This window comes from Chryseobacterium jejuense (genome assembly GCF_017877355.1).
GTDB classification, from domain to species: domain Bacteria; phylum Bacteroidota; class Bacteroidia; order Flavobacteriales; family Weeksellaceae; genus Chryseobacterium; species Chryseobacterium jejuense_A.
This window is the reverse complement of sequence record NZ_JAGIPR010000002.1, coordinates 360,083-375,587: the sequence shown is the minus strand read 5'-3', so window position 1 is coordinate 375,587 and position 15,505 is coordinate 360,083. Positions and strand designations below refer to the sequence as shown.

Here is a 15,505-nt window from a genome sequence, read left to right as displayed (position 1 = left end):
TAAATTTGAAAACCTCGTAAAAAATCACGATTTTTGCAACTTCAAAATACGATATGTCAGACTTAATCAAAGAAATACAAAAAAGAAAGACCTTCGGGATCATTTCCCACCCGGATGCCGGAAAAACTACTCTTACGGAAAAACTACTTCTTTTCGGGGGTGCAATCCAGGAAGCAGGTGCGGTAAAATCCAACAAAATAAAAAAAGGAGCTACTTCCGACTTTATGGAAATTGAAAGACAGAGAGGGATCTCTGTAGCAACTTCCGTATTGGCATTTGAATATAGAGATCATAAAATCAACATTCTTGATACTCCGGGTCACAAGGACTTTGCTGAGGATACTTACAGAACTTTAACAGCCGTAGATTCAGTAATTGTTGTTATTGACGTTGCCAAAGGGGTTGAGGAACAAACTGAAAAACTTGTTAAGGTGTGTAGAATGAGAAACATTCCGATGTTGGTATTCATTAACAAACTTGACCGTGAGGGTAAGGATGCCTTCGATCTTTTGGATGAAGTAGAACAGAAATTAGGATTGACGGTTTGCCCACTTTCTTTACCCATTGGTATGGGAAGCGACTTCCAAGGGATTTATAATATCTGGGAAGACAATATTCAGTTATTTTTAGAAGAAAAAAAGCAAAAGGTTGGAGATTCTATTAAGTTTGATGATATTAATGACACTTCAATAGATGATGTGATTGGTGAAAAAGCTGCTGCTACTTTAAGAGAAGAGCTTGATTTAATCCAGTCTGTTTACCCTGAGTTTAATCGTGAAGATTATATGAAAGGTGACCTACAACCTGTATTCTTCGGTTCTGCTTTGAACAATTTTGGAGTTCGTGAGTTATTGGATGCATTCATCGACATTGCTCCGATGCCACAGCCTAAAGAAAGCGATACCCGTTTAGTAAAGCCGGAAGAAAGCACTTTCACAGGATTTGTCTTCAAAATTCACGCGAACATGGATCCTAAGCACAGAGACAGACTGGCTTTCGTGAAAATTGTTTCCGGAACATTCAAGAGAAACGAAAACTATCTATTGGTAAGAGAAGGTAAAAAGATGAAATTCTCTTCTCCGAATGCATTCTTTGCTGATAAAAAAGAGGTAGTGGAAGAAAGTTTCCCAGGTGATATTGTCGGTCTTCATGACACAGGAAGTTTCAGAATTGGTGATACTTTAACAGGGGGTGAAAAGCTAAGCTTCAAAGGAATACCAAGCTTCTCTCCGGAGCATTTCCGTTATATCAACAATAATGATCCCCTTAAAGCTAAGCAATTGGCAAAAGGTATCGATCAGTTGATGGATGAAGGAGTTGCCCAGTTATTTACGTTAGAAATGAACGGAAGAAAGATCATCGGAACGGTAGGAGCTCTTCAGTACGAGGTTATCCAATACCGTCTGGAGCACGAATATGGTGCAAAATGTACTTATGAGCCACTTTCAATGCACAAAGCTTGTTGGGTAGAAGCTGATGAGAAATCTGAAGAGTTTAAAGAATTTGCAAGATTAAAACAAAGATTCCTTGCCAGAGATAAATACAATCAATTGGTATTTTTAGCAGACTCTTCTTTCACCATTCATATGACGCAGGAAAAATTCCCGAATGTGAAACTTCACTTTATCAGTGAGTTTAGAGAGAATTAATTAAAACAAAATTGCTAAATACAATATAGAGATCCGCAGAAGTTTTTTCTGCGGATTTTTTGTGACACCCCGTCAAAAAGAGAGAAATTATAACAGCTCTCATTGTGATATTGGTTTTAAGTCAGACTGTATTGTCTGAAATTTAATATAAAGGGGGTTTGTAAATCTTTTGTAAAACAAATACAAAACACTGAAAATACTACAGTTATAATTTTACGATGAAAATACACTTCATTTACAAGTACTTCAGAAGCTTCATGACTAATTTTACTTCATCAAAAAAAATAATGTTATGAAAAAGTTCATATTACTCATTACTATATCAGGCGCTTTTATTGCGTGCAGTCAAAAAGGTGAAGTTTCCAAATCTAAAATTGAGGAAACTGTAAATAGTATAGACAGCGCTGCTACTGTTGCTTCTGAAGCTATTGATAATGCCAGCAAAACTGCTAACCAGGCTCTTGATTCAGCAAGTATAAGAATAAAAGATATTGAAGGGGCTAAAAATGATATCCAGGAGAAAATAGAAAGTACTTCCAAAATGGTAGATTCATTATCCGATAAGATTGCTTCTACCAAACTGGAATCAAAAGTTGAGAAAAAAGATTCTTTAGTTAAGAAATCCGAGAAAGTAGCTACAAACGTTTCGGCTCCTAAAGTGATTAAAGAAACCAAAATCATTTACAAAGAGAAACCAAATAACGACAATTATGAACTGAATGTACCTAAAGATAAAATGGTAAAAACAGGATATCTTGTAGTGAAAGCAGATAATGTGGAAACTGTAAAAGAAATCATCAGAGAGGAAACCATCAAAAACAATGGATATATTAAAAGTGAAAATCAGTCTTATATTGAATCTGCCAATCAGCGTGGTGAAAATCAAAAGATCTACAATCTGAACATTAAAGTTCCTATCCAGCATTTTGATGGATTAATGGAAGCTTTAAACAGCAATATAGGAGATATTGAAACCAGAGATATTCAGGTTACAGGACGTAATTATGCAGACAACACCATTTGCAGTATTGATGTAAATATCACTGATAAAACTGAAGCGGAAAAGGAGCCTAAAACTTTTGGTGGAAAATCTTTGGCAGCCATTGAATCCGGATGGGATGTAATTACTTCAGTCTTTCTTTTTCTGCTTCCGTTATGGCCAGTGTTTCTGATTGGTGGTATTGGATATTATTTTTATAAAAAGAGAAACAAAAATGTTCCTGATAAAGATGCCCATTAAAGTTTTAAATCCATCACAAGATCGATTTTTTTATTGATAACAATATCAGATATCTCAATGATGAGTATTCCTGTTAACAGGAACTTTTAGTTCAAATAGGCAAATTATACATTTAAATACATGCCCCTTTCGGCGGAATAACCCTATATTTAGAAGACAATACGTGAGAGAGACATCAAAAAAATATTAATTTATAGGAAACAAAATTCTAATTAAAATTCACTGATGGTAATAAACAGGGTTCCGGATATAGTCTGCGCATTATTTCTATCTGTATTCATAAAACGTATTCTTACATTGGAAGAAGAAGTAAGTCTTGCTGAAGCTATTGATACAGCTCCCGGCAAATCAAAATTCGGGGATACACTTACTATGGCCTGTGTAGAAGTTGGCCTATTTGCCGCAGGGATCGTCACATTGACGTCCAAAATCCCTGAGGAATTAAAAGCTCCTGTTAAAAATGTTGAATCTCCGCTACTGATCAAATTATTGACCGATGTTGAAAAATTAATCACATTTTTATTAACTGTTCCGGTACTTCCCAGTTTAAAATTACCATTAACATCCAGTCGTGAAGATGCATTAGGTGTGGAAGTGTTTATCCCCACAGCTGAAAACATTTTTGTTCCTGTAAACGACTGATTGCTTGTAGTAACCACTCCCCTCGCTGTGGTACTTGCATCCGGCACATTGAGCTTTATACTTTCTCCTAAAGAAGCAGGTGAATTTAAGATGTTGATATCATTACCTGAAGTTCCAAGGTTTAATGCTATAGTTCCCAAAGCAGATGCTGAAACAGGGATCCATGTCGTGCCGTTCCATTGAAGTAACTGTCCGTTGGACGCACCATTCTGCCCAAGAATAACCGGATTAGAAGCTGTTCCGTTTCCCGTTAACGGGCTTGCTGTCACTACAGAGGTTAATCCATTACCCTGAGTAATAATCTGGAAAGCCGTTGCTCTTTTAAGAACGCCACCCTTATCAAATACAACAATAGAATCTTTTGCAGAAGCATTAGGACCTGTTTGTTTAATGTTTCGTATACGTACTGAGCCGTTAACGTCTAATGTTTCAGTAGGTTGCGGTGTATTGATTCCAATTTGGGAAGTAACATGTATTACTGCTCCAAAAAGAAGCAATAGAGATAAAGTTTTCATCATAGTGTGATTTATTTAATGAATCAAAAGTAATAAACTTATTGATTACCAAAAATAAATCACTGATTTTCACTATTCTATACATAATTATTTTGAAATTCAGCAGCCTCTTAAAATATGAAACTTCTTTCTAAATCATGCTTAGTAAAAATATTTATAAAAAAACAATACCAAAATTGATTAGTATCCTGTAATACAATAAGCTCAAAAAAATGAGTGCATCATCAAAAATACTATAACATTAACAGGGTTATTTTCAGAGTATGAACCAATGGATCTTGTAAAATAAGAAGGCCTCCAAAACGGAAGCCTTTTAAATTATTTCATGTTCACTACTTTGTCTACGACAAACTTTGTATTTCCTCTCCACGGAAGAGCGCCATTGTATTCTTTGTAATGGAGATCAAAGGTTTTACCACTGTTGGTTTCCAATTGTTTGAAAACTTCATGGTCATCTACGGAAAACTCAAACTCATAGCTTGTAATACCTCCCGTTTTTCCTTTTCCAAATCCTTCCTGAATCAGTTTACCTTCATAAGTTTTGAAGACATAGCCTTTTTTCATGGCATAATTCAGGTATCCGGATTTTACACCTTCTCCAAAAACGAAGAAGAACTTATACCATACAAATACTCCTAATAATAGCAGTACGACACCGAGGGTGATCCACAAAGATTTTTTCATAGAAACTGTGTTTTATTATTATTTATTTTGCGATACTTCTTGAGATCACGATTTTCTGGATTTCAGAAGTTCCTTCGTAGATCTGAGTGATTTTTGCATCTCTCATAAATCTTTCTACGTGGTATTCTTTCACATATCCGTATCCACCGTGAATCTGCACTGCTTCAATAGTAGTATCCATTGCTACCTGAGAAGAGTATAGTTTTGCCATAGCTCCGCTTTCAGAGATATCTTGTCCTGCATCTTTCTCACAAGCTGCTTTGAAACATAACATTCTTGCAGCAGTAATCTGAGTAGCCATATCTGCTAATTTAAATGCAATAGCCTGGTGGTTGATAATTTCAGTTTTGAAAGCTTTTCTTGTTTTAGCATATTTCAGAGCTAATTCGTAAGCTCCTGAAGCAATTCCTAATGCCTGAGAAGCAATACCGATTCTACCTCCGTTCAATACAGCCATTGCAAAATTGAAACCAAATCCATCTGCACCAATTCTGTTTTCTTTAGGAACTTTTACGTTGTTGAAGATTAAAGAGTGGGTATCACTTCCTCTAATTCCCAGTTTATCTTCTTTTACTCCTACTTCAAAACCTTCCCATCCTCTTTCTACAATAAAGGCATTAATTCCTTTGTGCTTTTTCTCAGGATCAGTTTGTGCAATTACGATATAATAAGTAGCCGTACCTCCGTTGGTGATCCAGTTTTTGATTCCGTTTAAAAGATAGTAATCTCCTTTGTCTTCAGCAGTTGTTTTCTGAGAAGTAGCATCAGAACCAGCTTCCGGCTCAGATAAAGCGAATGCTCCGATAACTTGTCCGCTTGCAAGAGGAGTAAGATATTTTACTTTTTGCTCTTCAGAAGCAAATTTTTCTAAACCAGCACAAACCAATGAATTGTTTACAGACATTACAACAGCTGCAGAAGCATCTACTTTTGCAATCTCCTCCATTGCCAGCACGTAAGAAACGCTGTCCATACCTGCACCACCGTATTTAGGATCCACCATCATTCCTAAAAGGCCCATTTCTCCCATTTTCTTCACCTGCTCAACAGGGAATTTCTGGTCGCGGTCTCTTTCAATAACTCCAGGTAATAGTTCGTTCTGTGCAAAGTCTCTTGCCGCCTGCTGAATCATCAGCTGTTCTTCCGATAAATTAAAGTCCATAAAAAAAATAATTAGATAGCCGTAAATTTACACTTTTTAAGCAAATCTGAAAAAATAAATTAAAAGCAGGGAAAAGACTGATGGAAAGGGAGATGGAAGAGATTCCGGATGCAGGGTTCGGGATTCGGGATTTTGTGATATTGATGGGTTGTAAAACAGATGTTAGGTTATTGATAACACCTGTTAATAATGAAGAGGTATATTCTGTTATAGAAAGATTCTGATAATCCATTTTTACGGCTTCCAGAGCGCTTTTGCACAGAATTTGTTATGGCACACATTCAACTTATTTCCAATTATCAAATTCAGATGTATACAATTAAAAAAAATGCTTATATTTAGATTTATTTATAAATTATTTAAAAAATCATGACGATCAAGAGATTATTCGATATTCCGCACTACGCTTTAGCAAAATATCCTAAAACGGATATGTTTGTAACAAAGTATAATGGTGAATGGAAAAAAACTTCTACGCAGGAGTTTATTAATGAAGGAAATAAAATATCCAGAGGATTACTGAAGTTAGGTATAAAACCGGGTGATAAGATCGCTTTGATAACCACCAATTCTCGTACAGAGTGGGCAATAATGGATTTTGGGCTTTCCCAAATCGGTGTTGTTTCGGTACCGGTTTATCCAAGTATTTCTCCGGAGGATTACGAATTTATCTTCAACAATGCTGAAATAAAATATTGCTTTGTTTCGGATAAAGAACTTCTTAATAAGGTAATGAAGGTAAAGCACAACATCCCAAGTTTACAGGGAATCTTTACTTTTGATAAAATAAGCGGTGCTGCCAACTGGAGTGAAATTCTGGATCTTGGTGAGGATGAATCTACTCAAATTGAAGTGGAAGATCTTTCCAATGCTATTAATACGGAAGATTTAGCTACTATTATTTATACTTCAGGAACTACGGGAAGACCTAAAGGAGTAATGCTTACTCATAATAATATTGTTTCCAATGTATTGGGTGCAATTCCAAGAATTCCAAAGAAAAAAAGCATAGATTATAAGGAAACAAGAGCTTTAAGCTTCCTTCCTATCTGCCATATTTTTGAAAGAATGCTTTTCTATCTTTATCAATACAACGGTTTTTCTCTTTACTTCGCTGAAAGCATCGAAAAAATGGGTGAAAACGTAAAAGAAGTTAAACCTCATTATATGACTGTAGTCCCAAGACTAGTAGAAAAAGTATATGATAAAATTTACAATACCGGTTCTTCTGCAGGAGGTTTAAAATCAAAAATATTCTTCTGGGCTTTGAATTTGATTACCAAAAAGAAGTCTGTTTCTAAGCCGTCAGGAATTCAGGAACTTATTGCTGACAAACTGGTATTCTCAAAATGGAGAGAAGGTTTAGGAGGTGAAATCGTTACATTAGTTTCCGGATCTGCGGCCTTGTCTACGAGACTGAATTTAATGTTTCAGAATGCAGGAATTCCTATTTTGGAAGGATACGGATTAACAGAAACATCACCTGTAATTTCTGTAAATAGTTTTGAAAAAATGAGAGTAGGAACTGTAGGAATTCCATTGGATAATTTACAGGTTAAAATTCAGGAAGACGGTGAAATTACAGTAAAAGGACCTTCTGTCTTTAAAGGTTACTTCCGGAATGAAGAAATGACTAAGGAAGCATTTACCGAAGATGGATTCTTTAAAACAGGAGATATTGGCCACATTGATAGTGATGGCTTCTTACAAATCACTGACCGTAAGAAGGAAATGTTCAAAACATCTGGCGGAAAATATATTGCCCCTCAAACTATTGAAAACCTGGCTAAGGCCTCAAAATTCATTGAGCAGATTATGGTTGTAGGTGATGGCGAAAAAATGCCATGTGCTCTGGTACAACCTGATTTTGAATTTGCAAAAAACTGGGCAATGAGAAACAATATCAATATTGGTTCTACTCCTGAAGAGATTGCAAAAAGCACAGAACTGAAACAGAGAATTGAAAAAGAAATTGATGGAATTAATGAACACCTTGGAAACTGGGAGAAAATTAAGAAAATTGAGCTAACTCCTGAGATTTGGAGTATCGAATCCGGGCTTCTGACTCCCACACTGAAACTGAAGAGAAAGGCGGTAAAAGAGAAGTTTATAGCCCTTTATAATAAGATGTACGATCATCAAGATTAAAATAATATCAACCGCTTCAAACGAAGCGGTTTTTTTGTGGAGTTTAATTAGGTTTTGGCTAAAGCCTGTTGCTATTGAATTTTTCACTCTCGCTGATTTCACAGATTATGCAGATTTTTTTAATACACCCTTTGCCATTCCCGCTGGAATCCAACCCTATATTTTACCATGTTGAGATCCCTCTTCATCGGAAATCGGAGATTCAGCGTAGCCAATGACAAAAAACTGGTGGATAATTCGTGTTTCAGCAAAACAAAAAAGCTGTCTCAAAATGAAACAGCTTTTGTATTGTTGAAAATCAATAATTAGAATTTAATTACAGATTTCATTCTTTCGTTTTCTTCCATTACCAACTCATCGTCAACAAGGATTTTTCCAGAGTGCTCATCAATTATGATTTTCTTTCTCTGAGCGATTTCCATTTGCTTTTGCGGTGGAATAGTGAAGAAAGATCCTTTTGGAGCTCCTCTCTCTAATCCTACTACAGCAAGACCGTTGATAGAGTTTGTTCTGATTCTGTTGTAAGAAGCTAACAATCTCTCATCGATTTTACCTGCATATTCTTTAGACTGCTCTAACAAATATTCTTCTTCTTTTTGAGTTTCAGAAACAAGACCTTCTAATTCTTCTTTCTTGAATTTCAAGTGGTTTTTCAAATCGTTGATCTTACCATTCAACTCACTTAAAGTTTCATTTTTGTGAGCAATTTTAGCTCCGAACTCTTTAATTCTTTTTTCAGCAAGTTGAATTTCCAGATCCTGGAATTCCATTTCTTTTCCTAATGCTTCAAACTCTTTATTGTTTCTTACATTATCCTGCTGAGATTTGTACTTCTCAATTAAAGTTTTTGCATGGTTAATCACTTCATGCTTTGTTTTGATCTGATCGTCCTGATCTTTAATGTCTGCATGAAATTTTTCAGCTCTCTTTTCAAGACCTTCAATCTCAATTTCAAGATCTTCAACTTCAATTGGCAATTCTCCTCTAGTATTTCGGATTTCATCCAATCTTGAATCAATGATCTGTAAATCGTATAAAGCTCTTAATTTTTCTTCAACTGAAATATCGTTGGTTTTTGCCATATTTAAATGAAATAATTTACTGGGTTTGTTTTTTCAATAGATTTTGAAATTGCAAATGTACTAAATTTTTGTGATAAAATTTCAAATAATTGTTGAGTGACAAATTGTTCTGATTCATAATGTCCTATATCACAGATTAACATTTTAGACTCTGCTAAAAAATAGTCGTGATATTTAAGATCTCCGGTAAGATAAGCATCACATTTTTTGGAAACTGCAGCACGTATTCCACTGGCTCCGGAACCTCCCAACACTCCTACTCTTTTAATTTTTTTGTTATTAAAAGCAGAATGTTTGATGACTTCAAGACCAAATTTTTCTTTTACAAATCCTAAGAAATCCTTTTCATCCATTTCTTCTTCCAACTCACCATACATTCCCAAACCAACATGATGATTTTTATTATCAAGACTGTATATCTGATGGGCAACTTCTTCATAAGGATGTGCCGCTTTCATGGCTCCCACGATTTGTCCTTGCTTAAACCCTTCAAAAATAACGGAAATCATATCTTCATCAGCATTCTCCCGAATATTCTGCTGTCCGGAAAATGGATTAGAACCTTCAACAGGTCTGAACGTTCCGTTTCCATTAATGGTAAAGCTACATTCATCATAAAACCCTATACTTCCGGCTCCTGCTGAAAATAGGGCTTCCTTTACTTTTTCGGAATAATCTTTAGGTACAAAAACCGTCAGTTGTTTTAAGTTGTTTTCTTTGGGCTGAAGGATCTTCATATTTTTTAATCCCAACTGACTGCATATTCCATGATTTACTCCAAAGAAATCATTATCAAAAGCTGTATGAATAGCGTAAATGGCAATTTTATTTTCAATAGCTTTTAAAACAGCTCTTTCTACATAATTTTTCCCGGTTAAAGATTTTAGTCCTGAAAAAATAATAGGATGAAAACATACAATCAGGTTACAGTTTTTCTCAATGGCTTCATGTACTACATTTTCCAATGCATCATGGCAAACCAGAATTCCGGATACATCACGATCGGGAACTCCGCATAGGAGGCCTACGTTATCAAAATCTTCTGCCTGTCTTATACTTATTTCCTCTTCTATCTTTGAAATTACAGTTCTTAGCTTCATTCGTCTATATTTTACAGTTACAGCGAAGATATTAATTTTAGAAGGATTCAGAAAAAAATTCTACACCAACAAAAAGCCGGCTGATGAAGACCGGCTAAGGATGAAAAAATAATGTAATGCCATTTAATCTTTAAAAAGTGATACTCTTGTAAAGGATTCTATCTCTACTCCACAGTTTATATCTGATTCCATAAAGAGTTCATAACCTCTTCCGGGATCAAGACTCGCAGGGTCTGCAATGGTATAGAAATAAAAAGTAAGAAGATTACCTACTCCATTGGAGCCGCTTGGAACAAGCTGAATAGAATTAACTTCAAATCCGGAATCAGGGTTTTTGAATGTTGCTTTTAAAGATCCTATTGAATTGGAGTTGGGCATAATATTAGCAATCAACCTCCAGACATGAACCTGACCATAGATTTCATTTTCTCTCCACTTATTATTAGCAGTATAGATATTGGATGTAACGCCAGGAAATGGAACAGTAGTTTCCGGCCAGCTTGTAGTAGGGCTGGCAGCAAAGACCAAAGGAGTGGTATAAATTACCTGTTGTCTTGTACCATAGCCATTTCCTGATGCAACTAAACTGAAAGTGGGTTTTACATTTGTGTTTCCAGAATTCACCTTAACGACACCGTCATTACCAGCCTGAGAGGATGTGGGAACAAAAAGCTGTCTCCAGAGGGTACCATCCCAATACTGGAAATTATTCGTTGTCGTATTAAAAATAAGAGTTCCTGCAGTAAGATTAGCATTCACAACACCTGCAGGAGGCACTGTTGATGCAATATTATCAGCCAGGTATGTATCTCGGTCTGTATCTGTAAGCCGAGGAATCAGAATACCTTTCTGATGAGACACAATATCCAATACTGTCGCTCCATTGGGAGTGGTAGTATCAATACCAACCTGTCCAAATACAAAACCATATATGAACATTGGCACTAACGAAGTTAATATTTTTATCATGATCTTATGTTTTGTAGGATAAAATTACAAACTAAAACTAAAAATACGTTAAGAAATAAATTTTTATATGTCATTTTTTATCCGTACTTTACTAATTATAATATATTGATAAACAGTATTTTAAATACAAATAATTCACTTTTTAATGATAGAAACTTCATTAACATTTGTAAGTTTCTTTTAACAATCATATCTTTACCTACTACTTAATAGAAATTATTAACTTCGCCGTGAAATAAACCCATTAAAATGGAAAGAGAACACAACCTTGTTCCTGAGGACACTTTATGGAAAAGATACCTTTACCGGATAATTTATCGCTCCGATACCAGACTCGGCAAACTTTTCGATATTACTTTACTTTCTTTAATTCTTGTGAGTACTGCTATCATTATGATGGAAAGCGTACCTCAGCTTGATAAAAAATTTCATTATACATTCCTGATTCTTGAATGGATTATCTCTATTTTTTTTACCATAGAATATTCTATGCGAATTGCTGTAGTAAAAAATAAAAAACATTATCTCTTCAGTTTTATGGGGATTATAGATTTTCTTGCTCTAGCCCCTTTCTTCCTTAGTTTTTTCTTTCCTATCACCAAATATTTTCTGATCTTCAGAATGTTGAGAATGCTGAGAGTTTTCAGGATTTTCAATTTATTGGACTTCATGAATGACGGTTATCTTATTGTAAGGGCTTTAAAAAACAGTTCAAGAAAAATTTATATATTTCTTCTTTTCCTGATTATATTTTCAGTGATTGTAGGTTCTCTTATGTTTATGGTAGAAGGTGGCCGACAGGGATTTGAAACCATTCCACAGTCTATTTACTGGGCCGTAGTAACGGTAACCACAGTAGGATATGGAGATGTCTCTCCTATTACTCCTATGGGGAAATTTTTCGCTGTTATACTGATGCTTGCCGGTTATTCTATTATAGCTGTTCCTACAGGAATTGTAACGGCAGAGATGCGAAACAAAAGACAGAATCTGGAAAAGATATGTGACCGTTGCGGCAATGAGGATATTGACGATGATGCAAGGTACTGTAAACAGTGTGGCAAGAAATTAGCTTGATATTTAGGTGTTAGTTTAATCTATTCACCAAATACCACAATGTCATGGAATCAACAAAGAAAAACAAGCCGAATAGTTTAGTAATTATTCTTTTTGCATTAATAGTGCTGATGATTATTATTTATTTTATTCTTGTAATGTTCTTCCCAACTGTTTTCGACCTGATGAATACGGGAGATATACAGCCGGTGCCGAACAAATAACGAGTAACAGGTAATGAGTGATCAATAACAGATCATTTAAAAATAAAAAGATGAGCGAAAATTTCGCTCATCTTTTTTTAATCCAATATACTATTCGTTACATCATTGAATGTTCCGTCAACTGCATTTATTTCTTAATTGCTTTTACTGTTTGCTTAGATCCATCTTTCATATTCAGAACCAGTAAATACATTCCCTGTTTCAAATCCCTTAAATGAAGGGCTGAAGAAGGATTTTCAATTGTTTTCATCAATCTTCCGGAAGCATCCAAAATGAAGACTGATTTTACCTGATCTGCTTTTGCAATATTCAATACCTCAGCAAATGGGTTTGGATATACTTTAATCTCGTTCTTAGCCTTAGATACTTCTGACGTTCCAAGAGTTTCTTTATTAATAGTAATAGTAAATGCTCCTTCCATCTCATCATCATTATCATCGTAATGCCCGACATTTACATAATATACGGTTCCGACAACTGTTGGAACAGACAATGTTTCCGTATCACCATATCCTTCATTATCTACAGTATCTACACAAGTTAAATTAGTACATGTACCGCTGTATATTCCTATCTGCGCATCAAATCCACTTCCCGAAGGCATTGAAACAGCAATATTGTGAACTGTACCATCTCCAGTGAAAGTAAACCATGTTCCATCATTCATACCATTAGAACAGGTTTCAATAAATCCGTTATTATTGGTAGCTCCTGCTGCATCAGATTGTGTATACACATAAGGGAACACCGATGCAATTAAAGCTCCTGAACAGTCATCATTTACCGGAGGCGGAGGAATGGTTCCTACGCAAAGATCAAAGCTTTGAGCTTCTCCTGCACCACCATCTGTATAAACTCTTATATAATAAGTCTCTCCCATAGTAAGCCCATCTAATGTTACAGAATCCTCATAATCTGAACAGGTAAAACTTGTCAGATTATTACAATCTCCATTGAAAAGTTGAAATAAAAGTGAATAACTTGATTCTGATCCTATTGAGGTCATGTTACTCAATGAAATTATATGGGCAGTTGAAGTTGCTGTAAACTTAAACCACACATCATCATCGGCTTCTCCATCGCAAGGGTCAACAGGTAGGCTTGAATCTGTTGCCCCAAGAGTATGTCCGGATGTTTTATTTCCGCAATTTAAATCCGGATTTACCGTTAATGTAACTGCAGTAGCACATTCATCATTGGAAGGAGGGGATGGCAATGTTCCTATACAGATATTGAAACTTTGAGCATACCCTGTCCCTCCGTAGCTGTATACTCTTATATAATAGGTCTCTCCTGCTGTAAGGCCATCTACAATTCCTGAATCATCATCTGAACAAACAACACTTGCTAAACCGTCACAAACCCCACTTAAAACCTGAAAATAAATATCTGAACTGGTTCCTGTTCCTGCGGACTGTACATCTTTAAGCGAAACAATATGTGAAGACTGTGTAGCTGTGAATTTATACCATACATCATCATCAGGATTACCAATACAAGGATCTAGTGCCACTCCTGAATCCGTTGCAGAAAGTGTTGTTCCTGGAGTAATAGCTCCACAGTTCATATCTGGATTCACCGTCAGCATAACCGCATTATCGCAGTCATCATTAGATGGTGGTGGAGGCAAAGTCCTGATACAGATATTGAAGCTTTGAGCATATTCTGCACCCTCATCATAACTGTAAACTCTTACATAATAAACATCTCCGGGATTAAGCCCATCAACTGTTCCAGTATCGGGATCCGAACATAAAATACTGGTCATATTCCCACAATCTCCACTGAAAACCTGAAAATAGGTATCAATTTCTGATTCTGCTCCAACAGAGGCTATATTTTTAAGAGAAATGATATGGCTGGAAGCTGTTGCTGTAAATTTATACCACACATCATCATCAGGACTGCCATCACACGGATTCGGATCCAATCCTGAATTTGTGGCTGAAAGGGTTGTTCCGGCTGTAACATTTCCACAGTTAAGATCCGGATTTACTGTAAGCACAACAGCACCTGCACATTCATCATTAGAGGGAGGAGGTGGCAATGTTTTAAATTTTATATCTGTACATCCCTGAGATTCCCCTCCGGCTCCTACCGAAACAACTCTTAGATAATAAGTGGCATTGGCCGTAAGTGGAGATGAGGGGGTAAAATTTGTTGTAGTTACTGTTTGTTGGTTGACAACATCTGTTCCTCCGGGTACAGTTCCAATGGAAACTTGATAACCTGTAGCACCAAATGATGCATTCCAGGTAATAGCGGGAGATAACGGCACCTGAGTAGCATTATTTGCCGGATAAATAACAGCAGCACAAACAGGTATTGCACTTGGAGTAAGCCCCATTACACTAACAACAGATCTGTATTCCTGCAAGCTTCCTCCTGGTGGACTTGAAGGATCAGGATCACTATTATCTGATTTATATAAAATAGATCTATTCTGTACACCCGGAAGACCATATACAGAAAATGAGTCATCATCAAAATCATAACCCGGAGTATTTTCATGCACTGCAACCACCAGATTCTGTACATTATCATAAGCAAATGGTATAGAGAATACAACCTCTATTACTCCATTTGTATTTGTAACAGCTCCTGAAAAAACTGCTGTCAGCCCCGTCACTGGAATCCAGTCACTACCTGATGTAAAGTTTGTTTTAGAGGTATGTCCAAGATAGATTACCCAGGCAGATGAATTATTGAAATCTGCTGCTGAGTTTACATAAAATTTAAGCCCTGAAATACTTCCCGCTGCACCAGCATTAACTTCCTGTTTAGTAAAGATCTGTTGAGAATAGGAATATTTATAATTCGTGTTGATTGGAATATTTCCAACTGCTGTACTTCCTTCTCCTAAGGTAATTTGCGCATTTAAAATTATACTTACTATCAGTAAGCACAAGAGTAAGATTTTCTTCATATATATATTTTTGGGTGTTAACTTAATTACCAAATTAACAATAATCCTATTAAAATATTGAAAATCAAACCAAAACAAATAAAAAATGACAAATCAGTTCATTTTATT

Annotated in this window: 13 protein-coding genes; 6 read left to right on the top strand and 7 right to left on the bottom strand. The window is 35.8% G+C overall.

All coding sequences use genetic code 11. The features are described 5' to 3' along the window. Window positions 1-53: 53 nt before the first annotated feature. A complete protein-coding gene (locus J2772_RS05445) occupies window positions 54-1,649 on the top strand; it encodes a peptide chain release factor 3 (RefSeq protein WP_209914104.1) in 1,596 nt (531 codons plus the stop codon). Window positions 1,650-1,941: 292 nt separating this feature from the next. Further along, window positions 1,942-2,889, top strand: a complete 948-nt coding sequence (locus tag J2772_RS05440) for a DUF4349 domain-containing protein (RefSeq protein ID WP_209914101.1) — start codon at window positions 1,942-1,944, stop codon at window positions 2,887-2,889. A 212-nt stretch (window positions 2,890-3,101) separates the two neighbouring features. On the opposite strand, the gene J2772_RS05435 is transcribed toward J2772_RS05440, so the two are convergent. The 3 genes from J2772_RS05435 to J2772_RS05425 form a co-directional block, all read right to left on the bottom strand. Further along, window positions 3,102-4,049 carry a hypothetical protein gene (locus J2772_RS05435; protein WP_209914098.1) on the bottom strand — a complete coding sequence of 316 codons (948 nt, stop codon included), beginning with the start codon at window positions 4,047-4,049 and terminating at the stop codon, window positions 3,102-3,104. A gap of 315 nt (window positions 4,050-4,364) precedes the next feature. Continuing rightward, a complete protein-coding gene (locus J2772_RS05430) occupies window positions 4,365-4,730 on the bottom strand; it encodes a hypothetical protein (RefSeq protein ID WP_209914095.1) in 366 nt (121 codons plus the stop codon). A 22-nt stretch (window positions 4,731-4,752) separates the two neighbouring features. Next, on the bottom strand, window positions 4,753-5,892 hold the full coding sequence (locus J2772_RS05425) for an acyl-CoA dehydrogenase (RefSeq protein ID WP_209914093.1): 1,140 nt from the start codon (window positions 5,890-5,892) through the stop codon (window positions 4,753-4,755). Window positions 5,893-5,972: 80 nt separating this feature from the next. Between J2772_RS05425 and J2772_RS05420 the strand changes: the two genes are divergently transcribed. Continuing rightward, on the top strand, window positions 5,973-6,116 hold the full coding sequence (locus tag J2772_RS05420; RefSeq protein ID WP_209914090.1) for a hypothetical protein: 144 nt from the start codon (window positions 5,973-5,975) through the stop codon (window positions 6,114-6,116). Window positions 6,117-6,261: 145 nt separating this feature from the next. Beyond that, on the top strand, window positions 6,262-8,040 hold the full coding sequence (locus J2772_RS05415) for an AMP-dependent synthetase/ligase (protein WP_209914087.1): 1,779 nt from the start codon (window positions 6,262-6,264) through the stop codon (window positions 8,038-8,040). 305 nt (window positions 8,041-8,345) lie between these two features. Here the strand turns inward: J2772_RS05415 and J2772_RS05410 are convergent, their stop codons facing one another. From J2772_RS05410 to J2772_RS05400, 3 genes are all read right to left on the bottom strand, one after another. Continuing rightward, complete coding sequence (locus J2772_RS05410; RefSeq protein WP_209914084.1) at window positions 8,346-9,122, bottom strand: zinc ribbon domain-containing protein; 777 nt, start codon at window positions 9,120-9,122, stop codon at window positions 8,346-8,348. 2 nt (window positions 9,123-9,124) lie between these two features. Beyond that, a complete protein-coding gene (locus tag J2772_RS05405) occupies window positions 9,125-10,222 on the bottom strand; it encodes a Nif3-like dinuclear metal center hexameric protein (RefSeq protein WP_209914082.1) in 1,098 nt (365 codons plus the stop codon). A gap of 123 nt (window positions 10,223-10,345) precedes the next feature. After that, entirely contained in the window at window positions 10,346-11,191 is an 846-nt protein-coding gene (locus J2772_RS05400; RefSeq protein WP_245365145.1) for a hypothetical protein, read from the bottom strand. 249 nt (window positions 11,192-11,440) lie between these two features. Here J2772_RS05400 and J2772_RS05395 point away from each other — a divergent pair, with 249 nt between their 5' ends. Together J2772_RS05395 and J2772_RS05390 are read left to right on the top strand one after the other, a co-directional pair. Then, the gene (locus tag J2772_RS05395) at window positions 11,441-12,268 is read left to right on the top strand and encodes an ion transporter (RefSeq protein WP_045494811.1); all 828 of its coding nucleotides are present in this window, start codon (window positions 11,441-11,443) and stop codon (window positions 12,266-12,268) included. 44 nt (window positions 12,269-12,312) lie between these two features. After that, the gene (locus J2772_RS05390; protein ID WP_209914078.1) at window positions 12,313-12,471 is read left to right on the top strand and encodes a hypothetical protein; all 159 of its coding nucleotides are present in this window, start codon (window positions 12,313-12,315) and stop codon (window positions 12,469-12,471) included. A gap of 127 nt (window positions 12,472-12,598) precedes the next feature. On the opposite strand, the gene J2772_RS05385 is transcribed toward J2772_RS05390, so the two are convergent. Continuing rightward, window positions 12,599-15,397, bottom strand: coding sequence for a T9SS type A sorting domain-containing protein (locus J2772_RS05385; RefSeq protein ID WP_209914075.1), 2,799 nt, complete (start codon window positions 15,395-15,397; stop codon window positions 12,599-12,601). Window positions 15,398-15,505: the final 108 nt, after the last annotated feature.

Bases quoted from the DNA above. Each gene is read 5' to 3' on its own strand.
- J2772_RS05445 (WP_209914104.1), top strand. From the start codon at position 54: ATGTCAGACTTAATCAAAGAAATACAAAAAAGAAAGACCTTCGGGATC.
- J2772_RS05440 (WP_209914101.1), top strand. From the start codon at position 1,942: ATGAAAAAGTTCATATTACTCATTACTATATCAGGCGCTTTTATTGCG.
- J2772_RS05435 (WP_209914098.1), bottom strand. From the start codon at position 4,049: ATGATGAAAACTTTATCTCTATTGCTTCTTTTTGGAGCAGTAATACAT.
- J2772_RS05430 (WP_209914095.1), bottom strand. From the start codon at position 4,730: ATGAAAAAATCTTTGTGGATCACCCTCGGTGTCGTACTGCTATTATTA.
- J2772_RS05425 (WP_209914093.1), bottom strand. From the start codon at position 5,892: ATGGACTTTAATTTATCGGAAGAACAGCTGATGATTCAGCAGGCGGCA.
- J2772_RS05420 (WP_209914090.1), top strand. From the start codon at position 5,973: ATGGAAAGGGAGATGGAAGAGATTCCGGATGCAGGGTTCGGGATTCGG.
- J2772_RS05415 (WP_209914087.1), top strand. From the start codon at position 6,262: ATGACGATCAAGAGATTATTCGATATTCCGCACTACGCTTTAGCAAAA.
- J2772_RS05410 (WP_209914084.1), bottom strand. From the start codon at position 9,122: ATGGCAAAAACCAACGATATTTCAGTTGAAGAAAAATTAAGAGCTTTA.
- J2772_RS05405 (WP_209914082.1), bottom strand. From the start codon at position 10,222: ATGAAGCTAAGAACTGTAATTTCAAAGATAGAAGAGGAAATAAGTATA.
- J2772_RS05400 (WP_245365145.1), bottom strand. From the start codon at position 11,191: ATGATAAAAATATTAACTTCGTTAGTGCCAATGTTCATATATGGTTTT.
- J2772_RS05395 (WP_045494811.1), top strand. From the start codon at position 11,441: ATGGAAAGAGAACACAACCTTGTTCCTGAGGACACTTTATGGAAAAGA.
- J2772_RS05390 (WP_209914078.1), top strand. From the start codon at position 12,313: ATGGAATCAACAAAGAAAAACAAGCCGAATAGTTTAGTAATTATTCTT.
- J2772_RS05385 (WP_209914075.1), bottom strand. From the start codon at position 15,397: ATGAAGAAAATCTTACTCTTGTGCTTACTGATAGTAAGTATAATTTTA.